This window comes from Streptomyces sp. BB1-1-1, assembly GCF_031597775.1.
Taxonomy (GTDB): Bacteria; Actinomycetota; Actinomycetes; order Streptomycetales; family Streptomycetaceae; genus Streptomyces; species Streptomyces thinghirensis.
On sequence record NZ_CP134203.1, the window covers coordinates 6,574,144 to 6,595,871 of the forward strand.

At 74.1% G+C, this 21,728-nt stretch carries 20 protein-coding genes and 1 pseudogene; 8 read left to right on the top strand and 13 right to left on the bottom strand.

Going from position 1 to position 21,728, the window contains the following annotated elements; all coding sequences use genetic code 11:
- Window positions 1-73 precede the first annotated feature (73 nt).
- Together RI578_RS30070 and RI578_RS30075 are read right to left on the bottom strand one after the other, a co-directional pair.
- Entirely contained in the window at window positions 74-544 is a 471-nt protein-coding gene (locus RI578_RS30070) for a GNAT family N-acetyltransferase (RefSeq protein WP_310874003.1), read from the bottom strand.
- Between the two features lie 3 nt (window positions 545-547).
- Entirely contained in the window at window positions 548-1,321 is a 774-nt protein-coding gene (locus RI578_RS30075; RefSeq protein ID WP_310874004.1) for an IclR family transcriptional regulator, read from the bottom strand.
- 130 nt (window positions 1,322-1,451) lie between these two features.
- Between RI578_RS30075 and RI578_RS30080 the strand changes: the two genes are divergently transcribed.
- The 5 genes and pseudogenes from RI578_RS30080 (at window position 1,452) to RI578_RS30100 (ending at window position 6,077) form a co-directional block, all read left to right on the top strand.
- On the top strand, window positions 1,452-2,981 hold the full coding sequence (locus RI578_RS30080; RefSeq protein ID WP_310874005.1) for an aldehyde dehydrogenase (NADP(+)): 1,530 nt from the start codon (window positions 1,452-1,454) through the stop codon (window positions 2,979-2,981).
- A 4-nt stretch (window positions 2,982-2,985) separates the two neighbouring features.
- Window positions 2,986-3,594, top strand: a complete 609-nt coding sequence (locus RI578_RS30085) for a DUF1349 domain-containing protein (protein ID WP_310874006.1) — start codon at window positions 2,986-2,988, stop codon at window positions 3,592-3,594.
- 37 nt (window positions 3,595-3,631) lie between these two features.
- Entirely contained in the window at window positions 3,632-4,135 is a 504-nt protein-coding gene (locus RI578_RS30090; protein WP_310874007.1) for a GNAT family N-acetyltransferase, read from the top strand.
- A 75-nt stretch (window positions 4,136-4,210) separates the two neighbouring features.
- A complete protein-coding gene (locus tag RI578_RS30095) occupies window positions 4,211-4,936 on the top strand; it encodes a DsbA family oxidoreductase (RefSeq protein ID WP_310874008.1) in 726 nt (241 codons plus the stop codon).
- 47 nt (window positions 4,937-4,983) lie between these two features.
- Window positions 4,984-6,077: pseudogene (locus tag RI578_RS30100) on the top strand (aminotransferase class V-fold PLP-dependent enzyme).
- Window positions 6,078-6,183: 106 nt separating this feature from the next.
- Here RI578_RS30100 and thpD read toward each other — a convergent pair.
- The 5 genes from thpD to RI578_RS30125 all read right to left on the bottom strand — a co-directional run bounded on the left by thpD (window position 6,184) and on the right by RI578_RS30125 (window position 10,954).
- A complete protein-coding gene (gene thpD, locus RI578_RS30105; protein ID WP_310875899.1) occupies window positions 6,184-7,074 on the bottom strand; it encodes an ectoine hydroxylase in 891 nt (296 codons plus the stop codon).
- Between the two features lie 12 nt (window positions 7,075-7,086).
- Window positions 7,087-7,485, bottom strand: coding sequence for an ectoine synthase (locus RI578_RS30110; RefSeq protein ID WP_121746346.1), 399 nt, complete (start codon window positions 7,483-7,485; stop codon window positions 7,087-7,089).
- A 90-nt stretch (window positions 7,486-7,575) separates the two neighbouring features.
- Entirely contained in the window at window positions 7,576-8,847 is a 1,272-nt protein-coding gene (gene ectB / locus RI578_RS30115) for a diaminobutyrate--2-oxoglutarate transaminase (protein WP_310874009.1), read from the bottom strand.
- A gap of 131 nt (window positions 8,848-8,978) precedes the next feature.
- Entirely contained in the window at window positions 8,979-9,494 is a 516-nt protein-coding gene (gene ectA, locus RI578_RS30120; RefSeq protein WP_121746344.1) for a diaminobutyrate acetyltransferase, read from the bottom strand.
- A gap of 329 nt (window positions 9,495-9,823) precedes the next feature.
- Complete coding sequence (locus RI578_RS30125; protein ID WP_310874010.1) at window positions 9,824-10,954, bottom strand: aminotransferase class V-fold PLP-dependent enzyme; 1,131 nt, start codon at window positions 10,952-10,954, stop codon at window positions 9,824-9,826.
- 169 nt (window positions 10,955-11,123) lie between these two features.
- On the opposite strand from RI578_RS30125, the gene RI578_RS30130 reads away from it, so the two are divergent.
- The 3 genes from RI578_RS30130 (at window position 11,124) to RI578_RS30140 (ending at window position 13,909) form a co-directional block, all read left to right on the top strand.
- Window positions 11,124-11,624: a hypothetical protein gene (locus tag RI578_RS30130; RefSeq protein WP_310874011.1), complete on the top strand. Its 501-nt coding sequence runs from the start codon at window positions 11,124-11,126 to the stop codon at window positions 11,622-11,624.
- 44 nt (window positions 11,625-11,668) lie between these two features.
- On the top strand, window positions 11,669-12,766 hold the full coding sequence (locus RI578_RS30135; RefSeq protein ID WP_310874012.1) for an amidohydrolase family protein: 1,098 nt from the start codon (window positions 11,669-11,671) through the stop codon (window positions 12,764-12,766).
- 186 nt (window positions 12,767-12,952) lie between these two features.
- Complete coding sequence (locus RI578_RS30140) at window positions 12,953-13,909, top strand: SCO1860 family LAETG-anchored protein (RefSeq protein WP_310874013.1); 957 nt, start codon at window positions 12,953-12,955, stop codon at window positions 13,907-13,909.
- Between the two features lie 1,431 nt (window positions 13,910-15,340).
- On the opposite strand, the gene cobC is transcribed toward RI578_RS30140, so the two are convergent.
- The 6 genes from cobC to cobM are packed head-to-tail and all read right to left on the bottom strand — an operon-like array spanning window position 15,341 to window position 21,694.
- Complete coding sequence (cobC, locus tag RI578_RS30145) at window positions 15,341-16,423, bottom strand: Rv2231c family pyridoxal phosphate-dependent protein CobC (RefSeq protein ID WP_399061880.1); 1,083 nt, start codon at window positions 16,421-16,423, stop codon at window positions 15,341-15,343.
- The gene (locus tag RI578_RS30150) at window positions 16,395-17,315 is read right to left on the bottom strand and encodes a sirohydrochlorin chelatase (RefSeq protein ID WP_310874014.1); all 921 of its coding nucleotides are present in this window, start codon (window positions 17,313-17,315) and stop codon (window positions 16,395-16,397) included. Before RI578_RS30150 ends, cobC begins: the two co-directional genes overlap by 29 nt.
- Window positions 17,312-17,926: a precorrin-8X methylmutase gene (locus tag RI578_RS30155; RefSeq protein ID WP_310874015.1), complete on the bottom strand. Its 615-nt coding sequence runs from the start codon at window positions 17,924-17,926 to the stop codon at window positions 17,312-17,314. The genes RI578_RS30150 and RI578_RS30155 overlap by 4 nt, the downstream gene beginning before the upstream one ends.
- Window positions 17,923-19,605: a precorrin-3B C(17)-methyltransferase gene (gene cobJ / locus RI578_RS30160; RefSeq protein WP_310874016.1), complete on the bottom strand. Its 1,683-nt coding sequence runs from the start codon at window positions 19,603-19,605 to the stop codon at window positions 17,923-17,925. Before cobJ ends, RI578_RS30155 begins: the two co-directional genes overlap by 4 nt.
- The gene (gene cbiE / locus RI578_RS30165) at window positions 19,602-20,837 is read right to left on the bottom strand and encodes a precorrin-6y C5,15-methyltransferase (decarboxylating) subunit CbiE (RefSeq protein ID WP_310874017.1); all 1,236 of its coding nucleotides are present in this window, start codon (window positions 20,835-20,837) and stop codon (window positions 19,602-19,604) included. The genes cobJ and cbiE overlap by 4 nt, the downstream gene beginning before the upstream one ends.
- Window positions 20,834-21,694, bottom strand: coding sequence for a precorrin-4 C(11)-methyltransferase (gene cobM / locus RI578_RS30170; RefSeq protein ID WP_310874018.1), 861 nt, complete (start codon window positions 21,692-21,694; stop codon window positions 20,834-20,836). The genes cbiE and cobM overlap by 4 nt, the downstream gene beginning before the upstream one ends.
- Window positions 21,695-21,728 lie beyond the last annotated feature (34 nt).

Consider the following 21,728-nt stretch of genomic DNA (forward strand, 5'->3'; position numbering starts at 1 on the left):
CCACGCTCCCGCGCGAGCACCCCGGGCGCCTCCTGCGCGGCGACGATCCGGCTCCGCCGCGCGGCGGAGCCGGTCAGCCCGCGAGGTGGAGTACGACCTCGTCGATCTCCTCGCCCCGGGCAGGGGCGAACCCCCGGGCGTGGGCGCTCTCCTCGAAGCCGCACTTCTCCAGGACCCGCAGCGACCCGGTGTTGTCCGCCGCCGCCCGCGCGTACAGCGGACGGTCCGGCACCTCGGCCAGCAGGACCCGCAGCGCCGCCGTGGCCACGCCCCGGCCCCAGTAGGCCCGGTCCACCCAGTACGTCACCTCGCGCTCGCCCGGCTCCCCGTACACCGCCGCGCTGCCGATGACGTCACCGTCGCCGAGGATCGTCCGCACGACGTCGACCGAGGCCCGGATCTTTCTCCAGTGGGTCTCGAAGGCGTCCCGGTCCGCCGGATCCTCGGGGGTGAAGGCCGCCATGCGCAGGGCCTCCGGATCGTTCATCTGCCGGAAGAAGACGGGCAGATCACTGTCGTGTACCTCGCGCAGAGCGATGTGCATGGATCAGAGCCTACGCGTGGCCAGTGTCAGCCGGTCGCGCGCGTCGAACAGCGCGTCCTTCACCATCTGCTCGTGCGCGGGCGTCAGCCGCGCGACCGGCACCGAGCAGCTGATCGCGTCCCGCGCGGGGGTGCGGTAGGGGACCGCCACGCCGAAGCAGCGCAGCCCCAGCGTGTTCTCCTCGCGGTCCACGGCGAAACCCTGCTCCCGCACCTGGCGCAGCTCCTCGATGAGCTTCTCCCGGTCGGTGATCGTGTGCTCGGTCAGCGCGGGCAGCGTCTCCGGGAGCAGCTTGCGGACCTGCTCGTCGGTGTACGTGCTCAGCAGCGCCTTGCCCAGCGACGTCGAGTGCGCGGGCAGCCGGCGGCCGACCCGGGTGAACGGCCGCAGGTAGTGCTGCGACTGGCGGGTGGCGAGGTAGACGACGTTGGTGCCGTCCAGGCGCGCGAGGTGGATGGTCTCCGTGGTGTCGTCGGAGAGCCGGTCCAGCGTCGGCCGCGCCGCCGCGACCACCTCGTCGCCGTCGATGTACGACGTGCCGACCAGCAGCGCCCGTACGCCGATGCCGTACCGCGTGCCCGTCGCGTCCGTCTCCACCCAGCCCAGCTCCACCAGCGTGCGCAGCAGCATGTAGAGACTGGACTTGGGATAGCCGACGGCCTCCTGGACCGACGCGAGGGTGTGCATACCGGGGCGTCCGGCGAAGTACTCGAGCAGTTCAACCGTCCGCACCGCGGACTTGACCTGCGCTCCGCCCCCCGTCTCGACAGCCGACATCGCCCTGACCCCTTCGTTCGACGAGAAGCTGAAGATATAGTCTCCGACAGCATATTCATCAGTAGAGACAGCGTTCAGTATATCGAACGAGTTCCCAGGTACAGCACTACAGCACGTGAAGGGACCCGCGGTGGCAGCAGCACCAGTCTGGAGTGTCGACCCCCGTACCGGGAAGCAGCGTGAACAGGTCGCGGTGGAAGCCACGGCCCAGGAGGTGGACGCCGCCGTCCGCGCCGCGCACGCCGCCCGGGACGCGCTCGCCGACCGTACCGTCCGCGCGGCGTTCCTGCGTACCGCCGCCGACGAGCTGAAGGCGGCCGAGAGCACCCTCGTCGAGGCGGCCGACGCGGAGACCGCGCTCGGCCCGGTCCGGCTCACCGGCGAACTCGCCCGCACCTGCTACCAGCTGCGGGCCTTCGCCGACATCGTCGACGAGGGCGAGTTCCTCGGTGTCGTCGTCGACCACCCCGACGACACCGCGACCCCGCCCGTCCCGGACCTGCGCCGCTACAAGGTGCCCCTCGGCGTCGTCGCCGTCTACTCGGCGTCCAACTTCCCCTTCGCCTTCTCCGTCCCCGGCGGTGACACGGCGAGCGCGCTCGCGGCCGGCTGCCCGGTCGTCGTCAAGGCCCACCCCGACCACCCGGCCCTGTCCGAGCTGGTCGCCAAGGTGCTGCGCCGGGCCGCCGCCCGGCACGACATCCCGGACGGCGTCGTCGGCCTGGTGCACGGCTTCGAGGCCGGCGTCGAACTGATCAGGCACCCGCTGGTCGCGGCGGCCGGCTTCACCGGGTCCGTGCGCGGTGGCCGCGCCCTGTTCGACGCCGCCGCCGCGCGTCCGGTCCCGATCCCCTTCCACGGCGAACTGGGCTCGCTGAACCCGGTCGTCGTCACGGAGGCGGCGGCCGCCGAGCGGGCGGAGGCGATCGGCGCCGGTCTGGCCGGCTCGATGACACTGGGCGTCGGCCAGTTCTGCGTGAAGCCCGGCCTGGTCCTGGTGCCGGCGGGCGCCGCCGGTGACGGCCTGGTCAAGTCCCTCACGGACGCGGTCAGCGACACCGACGCCGGCGTGCTGCTCGACCACCGCATGCGGGACAACTTCGTCGCCGGCGTCGCCGAGCGCGCGGCGCTGCCCGACGTGGACTCCCCGGTGACGCCGGGCTCGGGCGGCGAGCACACCGTCGCCGCCGGGTTCCTGACCGTGCCGGCCGGGCGGCTGGCGGCGGAGGGCGAGCACGACCTGCTCCTGGAGGAGTGCTTCGGGCCGGTCACCGTGGTGGCCCGCTACGAGGACGAGGCCGAGGTGCGGGGCGTGCTGTCCCGGCTCCCCGGCAACCTCACGGCGACCGTGCAGCTCTCCGCCGAGGAGGCGGCGGGCGAGGGGCGCGGGGCGGAGATCCTCGCGGAGCTGACGCCGCTCGCGGGGCGGGTGCTGGTCAACGGCTGGCCGACCGGTGTCGCCGTGGCGGCGGCTCAGCAGCACGGGGGGCCGTACCCGGCCACGACCTCGACGTCCACGTCGGTGGGCGGTACCGCGATCGAGCGGTGGCTGCGGCCGGTCGCGTACCAGAACACGCCGGAGGCGCTGCTTCCCGCGGAGCTGCGGGACGGGAATCCGCTGGGGCTGCCTCGTCGGTTCAACGGGGTTCTGGAGCGGTAGGGACATGCATCTCGAACTTCCCGAACTGCCCTTCCCCCTCCGCCCGCACGGCCCCGACGGCGGCTGGTCCTACGAGGACGGCGTCCTCACCGGATCGGCCGGCCCCCGGCAGGACCGGTTCGTGCCGCCGACGGGGGAGGCACTGGAGCCGGCCTCCGACGCGCCCCGGCTGCTGGGCGCCCCCGACGGGGACTTCCAGCTGATCGCCCGGGTCACGGTCGGGTTCAACGGCGCCTTCGACGCCGGGGTCCTCTACGTCCACGTCGGCGAGCGGGCCTGGGCCAAGCTGTGCCTGGAGTACTCCCCGGACGTGCCCACCGTCTGCACGGTGGTCACCCGGGGGCACTCCGACGACTGCAACTCCTTCACGGTGCAGGGAAGTTCCGTCTGGCTGCGGGTCAGCCGGACCGGACGGGCCTTCGCCTTCCACGCCTCCCTCGACGGCGAGCGCTGGACCTTCGTCCGGCTGTTCACCCTGGGCGACGAGAAGGAGACCGGCGCGGCGCTGGTCGGCTTCCTGGCGCAGGCGCCGACGGGGGAGGGGTGCGTGGTGACGTACGACCACCTGGAGTTCCGCCCGGCCTGGCCGGCGGACCTGCGCGACGGCGTCTGACGCAACCGGAAGGCCCGGCTCCCGCGTCCTGCGTTGCATGATCGACGAACGTGTGACCGGAAGCCGGGTGATCCGTACCGTCCTGCCCGCCGAGGCGGAGACCGTTGCCGCCCTGCACGCCCGGGCCCGGGCGACGTACTACCCGGACGGGCTCCCCGACGACGGCTTCGACTGGGTCGCCGCCTGGCGCAGCGCCGCCGGGCGGGCCGACGGGCACGTGCTGTGCGCCGTGCAGCGGGGAAGCCTGGTCGGCATCGCCTCCTTCCGGGTCCCCGGCGAGGGCCCGGCGGACACGGTCGAGCTGTTCCAGTTCCACGTCGATCCCGACCACTGGCGCGCCGGCATCGGCACCGCCCTGCACACGGCCTGCGTCGAGCAGTGGCGGGCCGACGGCAGGCGGGCGGCCGTCCTGGGCGTGCACGTCGGCAACCGGCGGGCCCAGGCGTTCTACGCCCGCCGGGGCTGGCTCCCCGACCCGGAGAACCCGCCCGCCGAGGGCGACCACCACCTGTCCCTGCGTTTTCGCGTACCAAGGGAATGAGGCCCGCTGCTTGAACGTTCACGTACGTGGTGGAGAGGGCCTCCGCACCCGTACGACCTGGAGAAGAGCCGAGACATGCGCGTCGAGATCTGGAGCGACATCGCCTGCCCGTGGTGCTACGTGGGCAAGGCCCGCTTCGAGAAGGCGCTGGCGGCCTTCCCGCACCGTGCCGGTGTCGAGGTGGTCCACCGGTCGTTCGAGCTGGACCCCGGGCGGGCCAAGGGCGACGTCCAGCCCGTGCTGGCGATGCTCACCGCCAAGTACGGCATGAGCGAGGCGCAGGCGCACGCCGGTGAGGACAACCTCGGCGCGCAGGCCGCCGCCGAGGGGCTGGACTACCGCACCCGGGGCCGCGACCACGGCAGCACCTTCGACATGCACCGGCTGCTGCACCTCGCCAAGGAGCGGGGCCGGCAGGAAGCGCTGCTGGACGCGCTCTACCGGGCCAACTTCGCCGACGAGCGTTCCGTCTTCGGCGACGACGAGCGGCTCGTGGAGCTGGCCGTGGCCGCCGGCCTCGACGCGGACGCCGCCCGCGACGTGCTCGCCGATCCCACCGCCTACGCCGACGAGGTGCGCGCCGACGAGGACGAGGCCGCGCGGCTCGGGGCCACGGGCGTGCCGTTCTTCGTGCTCGACCGGGCGTACGGCGTCTCCGGCGCCCAGCCCGCCGAGGTCTTCGCCCGGGCGCTGACCCAGGCGTGGGGCGAGCGCACGCCCCTGAAGCTGGTCGACGACGGGGGCGCGGAGGCGTGCGGTCCCGACGGCTGTGCGGTGCCGGGGGCCGAGAACCCCAGGTGAGAGCCCGTGCATAAGCGTTGCTTGGAGAAACCGCGTAGAAATACGCGATGGACGGGGAGGACGAGGGGCCGCACAGTGGTGCCATGGAGAGCTTCGAGAACCTCGTCCGTGCCGAGTTCGCCCCGAAGACCACGTACCTGAACACCGCCAGCACCGGCCTGCTACCCGCCCGGACCCTCGTCGCGATGCGTGACGCGGCGGCGTCCGCGGCGGAGGGGCAGCCGCTCGACATGTTCGCCGACGTCGAGGCGTGCCGGTCCGCCTTCGCCCGCCTGGTCGGGGTGCCCGCCACCCGGGTCGCGGCCGGCGCCTCGGTCGCCACCTTCAGCGGGCTCGTCGCCGCCTCGCTGCCCGCGGGTGCCGAAGTCCTCACCGCGGAGGGCGACTTCAGCTCCCTGGTGAACCCCCTGCACACGCGCGGTGACCTGAAGGTGCGCAGCGTGCCGCTGGAGCGGATCGCCGAGTCGGTGGGCCCGGACACCGCGCTCGTCGCGGTCAGCTCCGTGCAGTCCGCCGACGGACGGATCGCCGACCTCGCGGCGCTGCGGGACGCCGCCCGGGCGCACGGCGCGCGGACGCTGGTCGACGCCTCCCAGTCCAACGGGTGGCTGCCGCTGGCCGCCGGCGACTTCGACTACGTGGCCGCCGTGGCCTACAAGTGGGTGCTCTGCCCCGGGGCGTCGCCTTCCTCGTCGTACCGGGGGACCTGGGAGAGGCGGCCGGACTCACGCCGCTGTTCGCCGGGTGGGCGTCGGGAGAGCATCCCTGGGACAGCTGCTACGGACCCGTCGAGGAACTCGCGCACTCCGCACGGCGCTTCGACGAGAGCCCGGCGCTCTTCTCCTACACCGGCGCCCGGCACTCCCTGGCCCTGATCGAGGAACTGGGCGTGGACGCCGTGCACGCCCACGACACCGGCCTCGCCGACCGGTTCCGGCAGGGGGTGCGCTCGCTCGGCCACGAGCCGGTGCCCGCGCCGGGCTCCGCGATCGTGTCCGTGCCCGGACTCGGCCACCGGCAGGGCGAGCTGAGCCGGGCCGGCGTCCAGGTCTCGGACCGGGCGGGCAATCTGCGGGCCGCGTTCCACGTGTACAACACGGCGGCGGACGTCGACCGGTTGCTGGACGTACTGGCGGACTGAGACGGCCGGACCGAGACGATCGGACCGAGACGGCCGGGCCGGGACGACATCGGGCAGGGGCCTCCCGTCCCACACGAAAAGGCCCCTGCCCGAGTTCAGACGCGGGTCACTTCACCGGAGTGAAGTCCCGCGCGCCGATGAACTCCGGCCGCCGGATCGGTGCCGCGAACGGCTCGACGGCGGTGTTCTCCACGCTGTTGAACACGATGAACACGTTGCTGCGCGGGAACGGCGTGATGTTGTCGCCCGACCCGTGCATGCAGTTGCAGTCGAACCAGGTCGCCGAGCCGGCCTTGCCGGTGAACAGCTTGATGCCGTACTCCGAGGCCATCTTCGTCAGGGCCTCGTCGGACGGTGTCCCCGCGTCCTGCATCATCAGGGACTTCTTGTAGTTGTCCTTCGGCGTGGCCCCCGCGCACCCGAGGAACGTCTTGTGCGACCCCGGCATGATCATCAGACCGCCGTTGGTGTCGTAGTTCTCGGTGAGCGCGATCGAGACCGAGATCGTCCGCATGTTCGGCAGGCCGTCCTCGGCGTGCCAGGTCTCGAAGTCCGAGTGCCAGTAGAAGCCGCTGGCCCCGAAGCCCGGCTTGACGTTGATCCGGGACTGGTGGACGTAGACGTCCGAGCCGAGGATCTGCCGGGCCCGGCCGACCACCCGCTCGTCGCGAACCAGCTTCGCGAACACCTCGCTGATCTTGTGCACCTCGAAGACCGAACGGATCTCCTTGGACTGCGGCTCCACGATCGAGCGCTCGTCCGCGCGGATGTCCGGGTCCGTGGTGAGCCGCTCCAACTCACGCGCGTAGACCTCGACCTCGTCCGGCCCGATGAGCTGGTCGATGGCGAGGAAGCCGTCGCGGTCCAGGGACTGCAGGTCACCGGCCGAGACGGGACCGGGCGTGTCCGGGGAGCCCCAGACGACCGGGTCCTGCCGGGGAGTCGCCACCTCCGTGGCGCCGCGGGTGGGATAGAGATCGGTGACGTTCGTGGTCATGGTCACGGTGACTCACACCTCCTCGGTGAGCAGCGGGTAGACGCCGTTCTCGTCGTGATCCTCCCGTCCGGTCACGGGCGGGTTGAAGACGCAGAGGCAGTGGAAGTCCTCCTTGACCTTGAGCGTGTGCCGCTCATGGCCGTTGAGGAGGTACATCGTGCCCGGCGTGATGGTGTACGTCTTCCCCGTCTCACGGTCGGTCAACTCGGCTTCGCCCTTGGTGCAGACGACGGCCTCGATGTGGTTCGCGTACCACATCGATGTCTCCGTACCCGCGTACAGAATCGTCTCGTGCAGGGAGAAGCCGACCTTCTCCTTCGCGAGGACGATGCGCTTGCTCTCCCAGGTGCCGGACGCCGATTTCACGTGCCGGTCGGTGCCTTCGATCTCCTTGAACGAACGGACGATCACGGTGTTGCGATGCCTCCTAGGTGAAGGGTGTGCAATGGTCCCCGGCGCCTTCGGCCGCACGGGCCGAAGGCGCCGGAAGCAATGGTGGTGTCAGGCGGTCTCGCGCACGGCCCGCGCGAGGGTCTTCATGCCCTCGTCCAGCTCGTCGGGCGTGATGGTGAGCGCCGGGAGCAGCTTCACGACCTCGCTCTCGGGGCCGGACGTCTCGATGAGCAGCCCCAGCTCGAAGGCGCGCTTGGCGATCCGGCCCGCACGGTCCTTGTCGTGGAACTCCAGGCCCCAGACCAGGCCGCGGCCGCGGTACTCCTTGACGTCGGCGAGGTTCTCCTCGGTGATGGCGATCATGTGCTGCTCGACCTGCTCGCCGCGGGCGCGGGTCTGCTTCTCCATCGCCGACCCGTCGGCCCAGTACGCCTCCAGCGTGGCGGTCGCCGTGACGAAGGCCGGGTTGTTGCCGCGGAAGGTGCCGTTGTGCTCGCCCGGCTCCCAGACGTCCAGCTCCGGCTTGAACAGGGTCAGCGCCATGGGCATGCCGTAGCCGCTGATCGACTTGGAGACGGTGACGATGTCCGGCGTGATGCCCGCCTCCTCGAAGGAGAAGAAGGCGCCGGTACGGCCGCAGCCCATCTGGATGTCGTCGACGATGAGCAGCATGTCCTGGCGCTGGCACAGCTCGGACAGCGCGCGCAGCCACTCGGCCCGGGCGACGTTGATGCCGCCCTCGCCCTGCACGGTCTCGACGATCACGGCGGCCGGCTTGTTGAGACCGGAGCCCTGGTCCTCCAGCAGCCGCTCGAACCACAGGAAGTCCTCGACGGTGCCGTCGAAGTAGTTGTCGAACGGCATCGGGGTGCCGTGCACCAGCGGGATGCCGGCGCCGGCCCGCTTGAAGGCGTTGCCGGTCACGGCGAGCGAGCCCAGCGACATGCCGTGGAAGGCGTTGGTGAACGACACGATCGACTCGCGCCCCTTCACCTTCCGCGCCAGCTTCAGGGCGGACTCCACGGCGTTGGTGCCCGTCGGGCCCGGGAACATGACCTTGTACGGCAGGTCACGCGGACGCAGCACCAGGTTCTGGAACGTTTCCAGGAAGCGGCGCTTGGCGGTGGTCGACATGTCGAGACCGTGCGTGACGCCGTCGCGCTCCAGGTAGTCGATCAGGGCGCGTTTCAGGACGGCGTTGTTGTGCCCGTAGTTGAGCGAACCGGCTCCGGCGAAGAAGTCGAGGTACTCGTGGCCGTCCTCGTCGTACATGCGGCTGCCGAGCGCGCGGTCGAAGACGGTGGGCCAGCCGCGGCAGTAGCTGCGCACCTCGGACTCGACGGTCTCGAAGACACTGAGGTCGGGCTGGGTGATGGTCACGACGAATCGCTCCTCGTTGGGTGAGGGTGGGAGAGGAAGGTCGTACGGGTCCGGGGGACCGGTGCGGTCCCGGCCGGGAAGTCTGGGGGCCGGACGGCCAGGGGTGCCGGGCCGTCCGGGAGGCCGGTCGGTCAGCCGGCGGTCGCGGACAGCGGGCCGATGCGGTACAGGACCTCGGGCTCGTGCGGCCCGTCGGGGAACAGGTCCGTGTCGAACAGCACCTCGCGCTCAAGTCGGGCGCCGTGCCGCTCGGCGAACGAGGTGAACAGTCGCTGGGAAGCGGTGTTGTCGGGCGAGATCGTGGTCTCGAGGGTGGTCAGTCCCAACTCCGCGACGGTCCGGGCGGCCAGTCCGTCGAGCAGGGCGGCGGCCAGCCTTCGACCACGGTACGCCTCGTCGACCGCCACCTGCCACACGAGCAGCGTGTCCGGCCGGTCCGGGCGTACGTACCCGGTGACGAAGCCGACCGGCACACCGTGCCCGTCCCGGGCGACGGCCGACGTGGCGGCGAAGTCCCGGCACCAGAGCAGATAGCTGTAGGACGAGTTCAGGTCGAGGACCTTCGAATCCCTCGCTATCCGCCACAGGGCGGCCCCGTCGGCCACTCTCGGACGGTCGATTTGCAGGTCTGCTTGCGCGGCAGTCATGCAAATTGAATTTACCCAGCGAAATTCAAAATTGCATCGCCGGAGGGGGTTACGTATGGACGCGTCCTGTGTTATCACGCGGGCGCGTGCTTCCGCGCGAGATAGCGGCGTTATGTGGGGGTTTGACCGGGTCATACGCCACGAAACGGTCAGCATGTGTATCGGGTCACAATCGCGTAACCCGTGGGAGACGTGCCCGAAATGCGAGGATCGAGGTTCGCGAAATCTTTGTGTTTAGGTCCCGGGAAAGCGGGCAGAAGAATACGGGAAGCTGTGCTGAGTGTAATTACTTAATTCTGTTTGTGTGAGCTTCGGGAATTCCGCTGAATTCATGCTTCCGAAAGGTCGGGTCCGGCCGGCCGGTCCCAGGCGTCCTCGACGGCCCGCCGAGCCGCCTCCAGGTCGGTCTTCAGTCCCTTCTCGGCCAGCGCGGCACCCAGTGCCGCCAGGCAGCCCTGCACGGCCCCGCGCGTCGCGTCCGGACCGTAGTGGTTGACGCGGATCATCTCCGCGGCCAGCGCGCCCCCGCCCGCGGCCAGCGGCAGTGCCGGGTCGGACTCCAGGGCCCGGGCCACCAGCTCGGACGCGTCGACGTCCGACGGCGCCCGCAGCGTCGTCGCGACCGGCGCCGCGTCCTCGGCCTCGTACACGTACGGCTCCAGACCGCCGCCCAGGGCGAGCGCGCCGGCCCGCGTGGCCGCCGCCGCCGACGCGTGCCGCGCCATCACCGTCCCGAGGCCCTCCGCCTCGATGCGCTCCACGCACGCCTCCAGCGCGAGCATCTCCAGCTGCGCCGGCGCGTGCAGCAGCGCCTTGCGCCCACCGTCGATCCAGCGCTCCTTCCAGTCCAGCAGCGAGAGGTACGACCGGCGCGGCGCCCCGGGGTTCGCGGCCATCCGCGCCCACGCCCGCTCGCTCACCGACACCGCCGACACGCCGGCCGGGCCGCCCATCGCCTTCTGCGCGCCGATGACGCACAGGTCGACGCCCCACGCGTCCGGCAGCACCGGCTCGGCGCCCACGGAGGCCACGGCGTCCAGGTAGAACAGCGCGCCGTGCGCCCGCACCACCTCGCCGATCTCCGCGACCGGGTTGGTGTTCCCGGTCGCCGCCTCGGCGTGCACCAGGGACACGAAGTCGATCTCCGGGTGCTCGGTGAAGGCCTGGCGGATCCGCTCGGCGGAGACGGCCGTGTGGAACGGCACGGAGAGGTCGTGCACGGTCGCGCCGCAGTCCCGCAGCCAGTTCCCGAAGGTCTGCCCGTACGGCCCCGTGACGACGTTCAGCGCCACGGTGCCCGGCCCCGCGGCGGCGCGGATGGCGCCCTCCAGCGGCAGCAGCGCCTCGCCCTGCATGATCACGACGTCCTGGCCGGTGCCGAGCAGGCGCGCGACCCGGTCCTCGATCGCGGCGAAACGTCCGACGCTCAGCGGGGCGAGGTCCAGGAAGGGGTGGGTCACTGTGCTGCTCTCTTCGCTCACGGGCAGGTGTACGGCACGTACGGAGTCGAGAGTAACCACGGCCCCTGCCGCCACTCGCGTCGGAGGGCATCCGTTGCGACACCCCCACGCCCGGAATTGTGGCTTCCGCCACAGCGATGATGATCGTCTGCCTGGTGGACTCGGGTCTGTGTCCGTTCTCCTGCTGCTCGTCCTCGTCGCGGTCGTGACCGCCGTCGTCCTCGCCCGCCGCCCCGGGACGTACGCCGGCCCCGCCCCCGAGGCGTTCGCGGCCGCTCCCGCGCCCGTCCGCCCCGGCGGGGGCTTCCGCGTGCTGGCGGGGTGTGCCGGTGCGGCGGCCGCCCTGCTGTACGTCTGGGGCGCGCTGTGCGTGGGGTTCGCGGTCATGGAGGCGGAGGACGGCGGCACCGGCTCCGCGCCGCTGCGGCCCTGCCGTACCGGCGGGTCCCCGGAGCTGTCCGGGCGAGTGATCGACTACGACGCCTCCCTCCTGCCCCTCGGCTTCCGCTGCGAGACCGCCGACGGCGACGGCTACGACTCCGCCGACATCCCCGGCTACGTCAACCCCGGCGTCGCCGTCCTGGCCCTGACCGCCGTCGCGGGCGCCGTCGCGGCCGGGTACACGACCGAGCTACGCGCCCGCGCCGCCAATCGCGAGGGCGACCGGTGACCGGGCCTTCGAACACCTCGCCGCGCCGGTCTAGGGTGCGGGACATGAGCGATCGCACGGTGCTGCACGTGAAGGGTCGGGTGCTCGTCGGGCCGCGGGACGAGGACGTCCGCGACGAGCTGTGGGTGATCGACGGCCGGATCTCGTACGACCGCCCCACCGGGGCCGCCGACGTCCGCACCGTCGAGGGCTGGGCGCTGCCCGGCCTGGTCGACGCGCACTGCCACGTCGGCCTGGACCAGCACGGGGCCGTCCCCGAGGACGTCGCCGAGAAGCAGGCGCTGACCGATCGCGAGGCGGGCACCCTCCTCATCCGCGACGCGGGCTCCCCGTCCGACACCCGCTGGATCGACGACCGCGAGGACCTCCCGAAGATCATCCGGGCGGGCCGGCACATCGCCCGCACCCGCCGCTACATCCGCAACTACGCCTGGGAGGTCGAGCCCGACGACCTCGTCGCCTACGTCGCCCAGGAGGCCCGGCGCGGCGACGGCTGGGTGAAGCTGGTCGGCGACTGGATCGACCGCGACCTCGGCGACCTGTCCGCCTGCTGGCCCCGCGGCGCCGTCGAGGCGGCCATCGCCGAGGCCCACCGGCTGGGCGCCCGCGTCACCGCGCACTGCTTCGCCGAGGACTCCCTGCGCGACCTGGTCGAGGCCGGCATCGACTGCGTCGAGCACGCCACGGGCCTGACGGACGACACCATCCCGCTCTTCGCCGAGCGGGGCGTCGCCATCGTGCCCACCCTCGTCAACATCGCCACCTTCCCCGCGCTCGCGGACGGCGGCGAGTCCCGCTTCCCGCGCTGGTCGGCCCATATGCGCCGGCTCCACGAACGCCGCTACGACACCGTACGGAGCGCCTACGACGCCGGGATCCCGGTCTTCGTCGGCACCGACGCCGGCGGCTCCCTGGCCCACGGCCTGGCGGCGGCCGAGGTCGCGGAACTGGTCACCGCCGGCATCCCGCCCGTCGAGGCGCTCGCCGCGACGACCTGGGCCGCCCGGAGCTGGCTCGGGCGTCCCGGCCTGGACGAGGGCGCGCCGGCGGACCTGGTGGTGTTCGACGAGGACCCGCGCGCGGACGTGCGCGTGCTCGCCGCTCCGCGCCGGGTGGTGCTGAACGGGCGGGTCGTCGGTTAGCCGACGCGGGTGAGGTCGGGGAACAACCGTGCCTGGAGATTCGAATAGGCAGGCGGAAACCCCACGAAGGGGTGAAGTGCCCCGGGATCGCTGACGGTTCGGTGTGCGCGGGGACATTCTTTCCGGGTCCCAAGCATGTCGCTCATGCGTGTCCCGCACGCATGTCTCACTGGGGGTCCCACCACCTTGAACGGCAACACCTTCCGCATGCCCGCACGCCGCCTCGTCACCGTCGCGGCGGCCACGGCCCTGGCCGCCGGTCCCGCCGTGCTGGCCGGCGCGGGCACCGCACACGCGACCGGCGACCACGGCCGCGCGAGCGCCACCGTCCTGCGCACCGGGCTCGACGTGTCCCTGCTCAACAAGACCGTGAACGTCCCGCTCGCGGTCACCCTCAACGAGGTGCACGCGCCCGAGACCGCCCAGAAGACCGCGCTGACCGCACGGCTGGACGGCGTCGACGGCGGCAAGCCCTTCAGTGTCCTGCGCGCCGACGTGGCCGAGTCCAAGGCGACGGCGACCGCGGCGAAGAGCGAGGGCTACACCAACCTCGCCCGTGCCAGGCTCCACGTCCCCGGGCTGCCGCTGCTGTCGGTGGTCGAGGTCGAGCAGGTCACCTCCGTGGCGACCTGCGAGGCCGGGAAGAAGCCGGTCGCCGACGCGAACCTGCTGGGCGCGGTGACGGTCCTCGGCAAGAAGGTCACGCTGACCACCGGCGGGACGACGGAGGTGAAGGTGCCCGGCGTCGGCGAGGTACGGCTCGACCTCTCCAGGACGCAGACCACGTCCCGTACGGCCGCCGCCACCGCGCTCGAACTCAAGGTGTCCGTCAACCCCCTCGACCTGAACGTCGCCGAGGTCGACGGCACCGTGACCCTGGCGAAGGCGACCTGCGAGTCCCCGGCGGCCCCGGCGGCCGAGGCCGGGCAGCCGCCGGCGAAGGCCGAGGAGCCGCCCGCGCGACAGGACGCCGAGCCGGACGCGGAACCCGCGGCCGACGTGCAGGCCCAAGGCGCCCGCGCCGAGGCGGACCTGGCCGAGACGGGCGGCAGCTCGGCGACCCCGTACATCGCCGCAGGCGCCGCCGCCCTGGTCCTGGCGGGCGGCGGAGCCCTGGTCATGACCCGCCGCAGGCGCGGCTGACCGCAGGAGGCCGGCGCGAACCCTGCCGGGGGCCAGGGCGGGCGGCGGCAGGGGCCGGACGGGGGTTGGGCGGGTGCGGGCTACGGGCCCGGAGCCGGAGTGGAGGGGGGCCGGAGCCGAACGGGGGCGCGGCTCCGCAGGCCGCGCCGGGGGGGGGGGGCGGTGGCTCGGGATGCGGCCCGGTCGCGCGGCTCTCGGCCCGCCTCGGGCGTGTGGCCGGTGACCGCACGGGCGTGCGGGCCAGGGGCCTGCCCGGGGCGTTCGGGGTTGGGCGGGTCCCGGGTCCGCGCAGGCGCGCCGGGCCGGGGCGGGCCGGACTTGTGCGGGTCCCGTCCCCGCCCCCGGTGGTCCCGCCGGGCGTGGCTGCGTGCGTCGAGGGGGCCTCCGGATGTGGCCCGGTCGCGCGGCTCTCGGCCCGCCTCGGGCGTGTGGCCGGTGACCGCACGGGCGTGCGGGCCAGGGGCCTGCCCGGGGCGTTCGGGGTCGGGCGGGTCTCGGGCCCGCGCAGGCGCGCCGGGCCGGGGCGGGCCGGACCGGTGCGGGCCCCGTCCCCGCCCCCGGTGGTCCCGCCGAGCGTGGCTGCGTGCGTCGAGGGGGCCTCCGGATGTGGCCCGGTCGCGCGGCTCCCGGCCCGCCTCGGGCGTGTGGCCGGTGACCGCACGGGCGTGCGGGCCAGGGGCCTGCCCGGGGCGTTCGGGGTCGGGCGGGTCTCGGGCCCGCGCAGGCGCGCCGGGCCGGGGCGGGCCGGACCGGTGCGGGCCCCGTCCCCGCCCCCGGTGGTCCCGCCGAGCGTGGCTGCGTGCGTCGAGGGGGCCTCCGGATGTGGCCCGGTCGCGCGGCTCCCGGCCCGCCTCGGGCGTGCGGCCGGTGACCGCACGGGCGTGCGGGCCAGGGGCCTGCCCGGGGCGTTCGGGGTCGGGCGGGTCCCGGGCCCGCGCAGGCGCGCCGGGCCGGGGCGGGCCGGACTTGTGCGGGCCCCGTCCCCGCCCCCGGTGGTCCCGCCGGGCGTGGCTGCGTGCGTCGAGGGGGCCTCCGGATGTGGCCCGGTCGCGCGGCTCTCGGCCCGCCTCGGGCGTGTGGCCGGTGACCGCACGGGCGTGCGGGCCAGGGGCCTGCCCGGGGCGTTCGGGGTCGGGCGGGTCCCGGGCCCGCGCAGGCGCGCCGGGCCGGGGCGGGCCGGACTTGTGCGGGCTCCGTCCCCGCCCCCGGTGGTCCCGCCGGGCGTGGCTGCGTGCGTCGAGGGGGCCTCCGGATGTGGCCCGGTCGCGCGGCTCTCGGCCCGCCTCGGGCGTGTGGCCGGTGACCGCACGGGCGTGCGGGCCAGGGGCCTGCCCGGGGCGTTCGGGGTCGGGCGGGTCCCGGGCCCGCGCAGGCGCGCCGGGCGTGGCGGCGCGCGTCGAGGGGGCCTCCGGGGCAGGGCCGGCCGCCTCGTCAGGCCGGTTCCGCCACCGTCCGCCCCAGGGCGCGCAGGAAGCCGTCCGTCGTCGTCCGGTCCCGTACCGCCAGGCGCAGCCACTCCTCGCCCAGCCCCGGGAACGTGTCCCCGCGCCGCACCGCGTACCCGAGGCCGCGCAGCCGGTGGCGTACCGCGGCGGCGTGCGGGAGGCGGACGAGGACGAAGGGGCCCTCGGCGGGGGCGACGGCCCGCAGCCCGGCGTCCGCGAACTGCGCCAGCCCGGCGACGAGATGGCCCCGGTCCGCGGCGATGCGGTGGGCGGCGTGGGCGGCCTCCGCCAGGGCCCGGGGGGCCACGCACGCCTCGGCCGCCGCCAGCGCGGGCGTGGACACGGGCCACAGCGGCTGCGCGCGCTCCAGGTCGGTGATCGTCTCAGGCGCCGCCAGGACGTATCCGATGCGCAGCCCGGCCAGCCCCCACGTCTTCGTGAGGCTCCGCAGGACGACCAGTCCGGGCACATCCGTACGCCCCGCCAGCGCCTCCCGCTCGCCCGGCACCGCGTCCATGAAGGCCTCGTCCACGACCAGCGTCCGCCCCGGGCGGGCCAGTTCCGTGATCGTGGCCGCCGGGTGCAGTACCGACGTCGGGTTCGTCGGGTTGCCGATCACCACCAGGTCGGCGTCCTCCGGGACGGCCGCCGGGTCCAGCCGGAAGCCGTCCGCCTCCCGCAACAGCACCCGGTCGACCGTGTGCCCCGCGTCCCGCAGCGCCGCCTCCGGCTCCGTGAACTGGGGGTGCACCACGACCGGCCGGCGCACCTTCAGCGCCCGCGCCAGCAGCACGAACGCCTCCGCCGCACCCGCCGTCAGCAGCACCCGTTCCACCGGCAGCCCGTGCCGCGCCGCCACCGCCGCCCGCGCGGCCCGCCCGTCCGGGTAGGCCGCGAGGGAGCCGAGCGAGGCGGCGACGTGCTCGCGCAGCCAGGCCGGGGGCGTGTCCGCGCGGACGTTCACCGCGAGGTCCACCAGGGCGGAGCCGTCGTCGCGGACCTCGGTGTCCCCGTGGTGCCGCAGATCAGGACCGGCGGCCTCAGTGTGCATGGGAGTGTGCGTGTCCATGCCCGTGATGGTGCCCGTGGTGGTGATGGCCGTCGTCGTCGGGGTGGAAGTGCGGCTGCTGCGGCAGTCCCACCTTGTCCTCGAACCCCGGCAGCGCGATCCGGTACACGCACGAGTCGCAGTTCATCCGGAGATCGCCCTTCACCGCCTCCTCGTAGCGCTCCCACACCAGGTCGAGCAGCTCCGGCTCCGGCCCGATCACGTCGGCCGACCGGACCTCCGTCTCCGGGTGCGCGGCGGCCCACTCCTCGGTCTGGTGCCGGACCCGGTCCGGGAGGATGCCGGTGAACAGGAAGTACGGCAGGACCACGACCCGCCGCGCCCCCAGCCGCACACACCGGTCCAGGCCGCCCGGCACGTCCGGCTTCGCCAGCGACACGAACGCCGTCTCCACGGCCGCGTACCCGCGCCCCTCCCACAGCAGCCGCGCCGCCTTGAACACCTCGGCGTTGGCGTCCGGGTCCGTCGACCCGCGCCCGACCAGCAGCACGGTCACCTCGGCGGGGTCCCAGGACGGGTCGACCGCCTCCGCCAGCCGCCGCTCCAGCACCCGCAGCAGCGCCGGGTGCGGGCCCAGCGGACGCCCGTACGTGTACGAGATGCCGGGGTGCCGCTCCTTCTCGCGGGAGAGCGCCGCCGGGATGTCGCCCTTGGCGTGCCCGGCGGACACCAGCATCAGCGGCACCGCGGCGAACCGGCGCACACCGCGCTCGACCAGCTCGGCGACCGCCTCGCCCAGCGGCGGCGGGGACAGCTCGATGAAGCCGCCCGCGACGGGCAGTTCGGGGTGGCGGCGGCCCAGCTCGCGCACGAAGTCGCGGAACGCCTCGGCTCCGGCCTCGTCCCGGGTGCCGTGTCCGGCGATGAGCAGGGCGGGCGGGGGGGTGGTCACGATTTCTCCTCGGAGTGCGAATCGGCGTACGGATCGACGTACGGAGTGGGGTGGTACAGCAGGGCGTTCAGCGCGGCCGCGGCGACCGCCGAACCGCCCTTCTCGGACACGTTGCTCACGGCGGGCAGTCCGCTCTCCCGCAGCGCGGCCTTGGACTCGGCCGCCCCGACGAAGCCGACGGGCAGCCCGACGACGAGCGCGGGCGAGGCGTCGAGGGTGAGCAGCTCCTCCAGCGCGGTCGGCGCACAGCCGATCACCCAGAGCGCGCCGGGCCCGACCTGCTCGTACGCCAGCCGCATGGCGTGCGCGGAACGCGTCAGCCCGGGACCGGCGACGGCGTCCTTCAGCCGGCACACGGTCCGGCGCCGGGTGATCCCCGCCGCGACCATCTCCACGTCCACGACGACCGGCGCCCCGGCGTGCAGCGCGGCGTGCGCCTTGACCAGCTCGCCCTCGTCCATGACGAGGTCGGACGCGTACTCCAGGTCGGCGGCGGAGTGGATGACCCGCTCCACCACCGCCCGGGTCAGCGGCGGGAAGTGCGAGGTGTCCAGCCGGGCGCGCAGCCGCCGGAAGGACTCCTGCTCGATGGGGTGCACGACACGGCTCACTTCGGCTCCTCCTGCCAGCGGTAGCCGCGCGGCGTCACCATGCGCCCGGCGATCTCCCGGGTCGCGGTGTTGCCCACCGTCACGACCGTCATCATGTCGACCGTCGCCGGGTCCAGAGCGGTGAGCGTGGTCAGGCGGCTGGACTCGTCGGCCCGCGACGCGTTGCGTACGACACCCACCGGAGTCGCCGGCTCCCGGTGCTCCGCGAGGATCGCCAGCGCCTTGGGCAGCTGCCAGTCCCGGCCCCGGCTGCGCGGGTTGTAGAACGTCACGACGATGTCCGCCTCGGCCGCCGCCCGCACCCGCCGCTCGATGACCTCCCACGGCGTGTGCAGGTCGGACAGGCTGATCGACACGTGGTCGTGGCCGAGCGGCGCCCCCAGGATCGCCCCGGCCGCCAGCGCCGCCGTCACGCCCGGCACCCCGACCACGTCGATGTCGTCGGACGCCTCCGCCAGCGCGGGCGAGGCCATGGCGTACACCCCGGCGTCCCCACTGCCGATCAGCGCCACGGCGTGCCCGCGCCGGGCCTCCTCGACCGCCGTCCGGGCCCGCTCCTCCTCGGCGCCGAGCCCCGACTCCAGGACGCGCGTGCCCGGCCGCAGCAGGTCGCGGATCTGGTCGACGTACTGGTCGAGGCCGACCAGCACCGACGCCCGCCGCAGCTCCGCCTGCGCGCGCGGCGTGACCAGGTCCCGGGCGCCCGGCCCGAGCCCGACCACCGCGAGCCGCCCGCGCCCCGGCCGCCGTACCACGGCACAGGTCGCCATGGCGGGGCTCGCCGCCGACTTCCGCTTGGGCACGAGGAGTTCGCCGCCGCGCACGAGCGCCGCCGCCTCCGCGACGGACGGCGTGCCCACGGCAGCCAGCGGCGCGTCGGAGGGGTTGGGCACCTCCACGCCCGCCAGCTCCCCGGCGGAGTACGTCACCAGGGGCACGCCCAGCCGCTCGGCGGCGCCGACGATCCCGGGCTCCTGCGCCTTGGCGTCCACGGTGGCCAGCTCGGCGACCGACGCGGCGGACAGCCCGGCGTCCCGCAGCGCCGCCTCGACCAGCCCGAGCACCTCCTCGACCGGCGCGCCCTTGGAGGCGCCGACGCCGACGACCAGGGACGGCGGACGCAGGACGGCCTCGCGCTCGGCCGACTCCACCAGACGGTCCGTCAGCCGGACCGTGTACGCCCCCTCCCCGGCGACGGGCAGGGGCGGCAGCGGCCACCGCACCTCCGACCGCAGCGCGACCGGCTCGCCGTCCAGCAGCGCCCGCGAGACCCCGGCGACATCGCCCTCCACGGGCAGCCCGAGCGTGTCCAGGCCGGCCAGCCCGACGGCGTCCGTCGCGGTCGTCACCACCGGCTCGGCACCCAGCACCTCGCCGACCGCACGGGCGAGTTCGTTGGCACCGCCCCCGTGGCCGCCGACCAGCGACACGGCGAACCGCCCGCTCTCGTCGACGCACACCACACCGGGGTCGGTGCGCTTGTCGTCGAGCAACGGCGCCACGAGCCGGACCACGGCACCCGTGGCCAGGAAGCACACGAGCTGCTCGCACTCGGCGAACGCGGCCCGTACGGCGTCCGCGACGGGACCCTCGTACACGCGCGTGCGGTCCGGCCACGCCGCGGCCAGCCGGTCCCGCGCGGCCGCTCCCGCCGCGGTGGCGGAAATGAGGCCGATCAAGGGGCAACTCCTTCGGTACGGCTGTGCGGCCTCACGCCCCACAGCAGGAAGACGGGATTGGTCGCCGCGAGCCGGGTCACGTCCCCCGGCAGCGGCGCGAGCCGGGACGACTGCAACAGCACCCCGTCGCACTCCAGCCCGGCGTCGAGCAGCGCCCCGCGGACCGCCGGCACCCGGTCCAGCGCGGCCATGGCGACGACCACGGCCCGCCGCGCCCGCCGCGCGCACTGCGCGACGATCACGGGCAGTTCGCGCCCGCCGCCGCCGACGAACACCGCGTCGGGGTCGTCCAGGTCGGACAGCACCGTAGGCGCCGCCCCGTGCACCACCCGGACGTCGACACCGTGCGCGGCGGCGTTGGCGCGGACGCGCGCGACACCGTCCGGTGTCTTCTCGACGGCGGTGACGGCGGCGCCCAGCCGCGCGCACTCCACGGCGACCGACCCGGAGCCCGCGCCGACGTCCCAGACCAGGTCACCGGGGCGAGGACCGAGCCGGGCCAGCGCCAGTGCCCGCACCTCGAACTTGGTGATCATCGAGTCGCGGTGCGCGAACTCGGCCTCGTCCAGCGCCCACCCGGCGGCTTCCGGCCGCGGCGGCCCGGCGACCGTCCGCACCGGCCCCAGCGTCCGCGCCTCGTCCAGGCACAGCACCACGCTCACCGCCGCCCCCCAGTCACGGACGGCGGCCTCGGCGGGCGTCACCCGCTCTACGCGCTCCTCGGCGGACCCCAGCGCGGAGGCGACGACGAGGACCCGTGGGTCGGCGCGCAGCGCGGCCCCCAGCTCCGCCGGACCGGCCCCGGGCCCCGTCAGCACGGCGACCTTGGGGTGCGCGCGGCACACGTTCACCGCCGTCCGCAGCTCCCGCCCGTGCGCACTGGCCACCACCGCGTCGTCCCACGGCAGCCCGACCCGCGCGAACGCGGCGGCGACGGAGGAGACACCGGGCCGGACGTCGAGCCGCTCCGGCCCGAATCGCTCGGCCAGCGCCCGCACGATCCCGAAGAACCCCGGGTCCCCGGAGGCCAGTACGACGACCGCCCGCTCCTTCGCGACGTACTCCGCGACCGTGTCCAGGGCGGGCGCCAGCGCCCCGAGGACGACCCGCTCGGCCCCCTCCGGCAGCCGTACGGCGTCCAGATGCCGCCGCCCGCCGACGACCAGCTCCGCACCGGCGGCGACGTCCGCGCCGGGCGGCGCGCCGGCCCCCATCCCCACCACGGTGATCACGTGCTCGCACCCCGCGTGCGCAGCTCCCTGCGAGCCTCCGGGTCGGCCTTCCGATAGCCGTGGAAGTGCCCCGGGTGGTACAGGTGCGAGCGGGTGCCGTGCGCGTCGAGAGCCGGGCCGACCAGGAAGAGGGTGTGCTTCCAGAGCTTGTGCTCCTTGACCGTCTCCTCCAGCGTGCCGATCGTGCACCGCACGACCAGCTCCTCCGGCCAGGTGGCCTGGTAGGCGACGACCACCGGGGTCTCGGTCGGGTAGCCGCCCTCTAGCAGCTCCCGCACCAGCTGGCCGCTGCGGGCCGCGGACAGGAAGATCGCCATGGTGGTGCCGTGCTTCGCGAACTCGCGGACCTCCTCCCCGGGCGGCATCGGCGTCTTGCCGCCGCCGAGCCGGGTGAGGACGACGGACTGCGCGACCTCCGGGATGGTCAGCTCCCGCCGCGCGAGCGCGGCGACCGCGGAGAAGGCGGAGACGCCGGGCACGATCTCGGTCGCGATGCCGATCTCCGCGCACCGGTCGAGCTGCTCCTGCGTGCCGCCCCACAGCGCCGGGTCGCCGGAGTGGATGCGGGCCACCCGCAGGCACTCCTCGCGTGCCCGCCGGTAGACGGCGACGACGTCCTCCAGCGACATCGTCGCCGAGTCCAGGATCTCCGCGTCCTCGCGCGCGTGCTGGAGGACCTCCGCCTGGACCAGGCTCGCCGCCCAGATCACGACATCGGCCTCGGCGATGGCACGCGCGGCGCGGAACGTCAGCAGGTCGGCGGCGCCGGGACCGGCACCGACGATGGTCACCTTGCCGGGGGAGGCGTCGGCCGCGGGAACACCGGCAACGGAAGCCTCGGGAGCCACGGAAGCCATGGGATGGGGTCCTTTCCTACGCATATTTACTGCG

Excerpts from the sequence above, each read along its gene's own strand:
- RI578_RS30095 (WP_310874008.1), top strand. The coding sequence starts at position 4,211 with ATGCGCGTCGAGATCTGGAGCGACATCGCCTGCCCGTGGTGCTACGTG.
- RI578_RS30075 (WP_310874004.1), bottom strand. The coding sequence starts at position 1,321 with ATGTCGGCTGTCGAGACGGGGGGCGGAGCGCAGGTCAAGTCCGCGGTG.
- RI578_RS30070 (WP_310874003.1), bottom strand. The coding sequence starts at position 544 with ATGCACATCGCTCTGCGCGAGGTACACGACAGTGATCTGCCCGTCTTC.
- thpD (WP_310875899.1), bottom strand. The coding sequence starts at position 7,074 with ATGACCACGAACGTCACCGATCTCTATCCCACCCGCGGCGCCACGGAG.
- RI578_RS30085 (WP_310874006.1), top strand. The coding sequence starts at position 2,986 with ATGCATCTCGAACTTCCCGAACTGCCCTTCCCCCTCCGCCCGCACGGC.
- ectA (WP_121746344.1), bottom strand. The coding sequence starts at position 9,494 with ATGACTGCCGCGCAAGCAGACCTGCAAATCGACCGTCCGAGAGTGGCC.
- cobM (WP_310874018.1), bottom strand. The coding sequence starts at position 21,694 with ATGGCTTCCGTGGCTCCCGAGGCTTCCGTTGCCGGTGTTCCCGCGGCC.
- RI578_RS30135 (WP_310874012.1), top strand. The coding sequence starts at position 11,669 with ATGAGCGATCGCACGGTGCTGCACGTGAAGGGTCGGGTGCTCGTCGGG.
- RI578_RS30090 (WP_310874007.1), top strand. The coding sequence starts at position 3,632 with ATGATCGACGAACGTGTGACCGGAAGCCGGGTGATCCGTACCGTCCTG.
- cobC (WP_399061880.1), bottom strand. The coding sequence starts at position 16,423 with ATGGACACGCACACTCCCATGCACACTGAGGCCGCCGGTCCTGATCTG.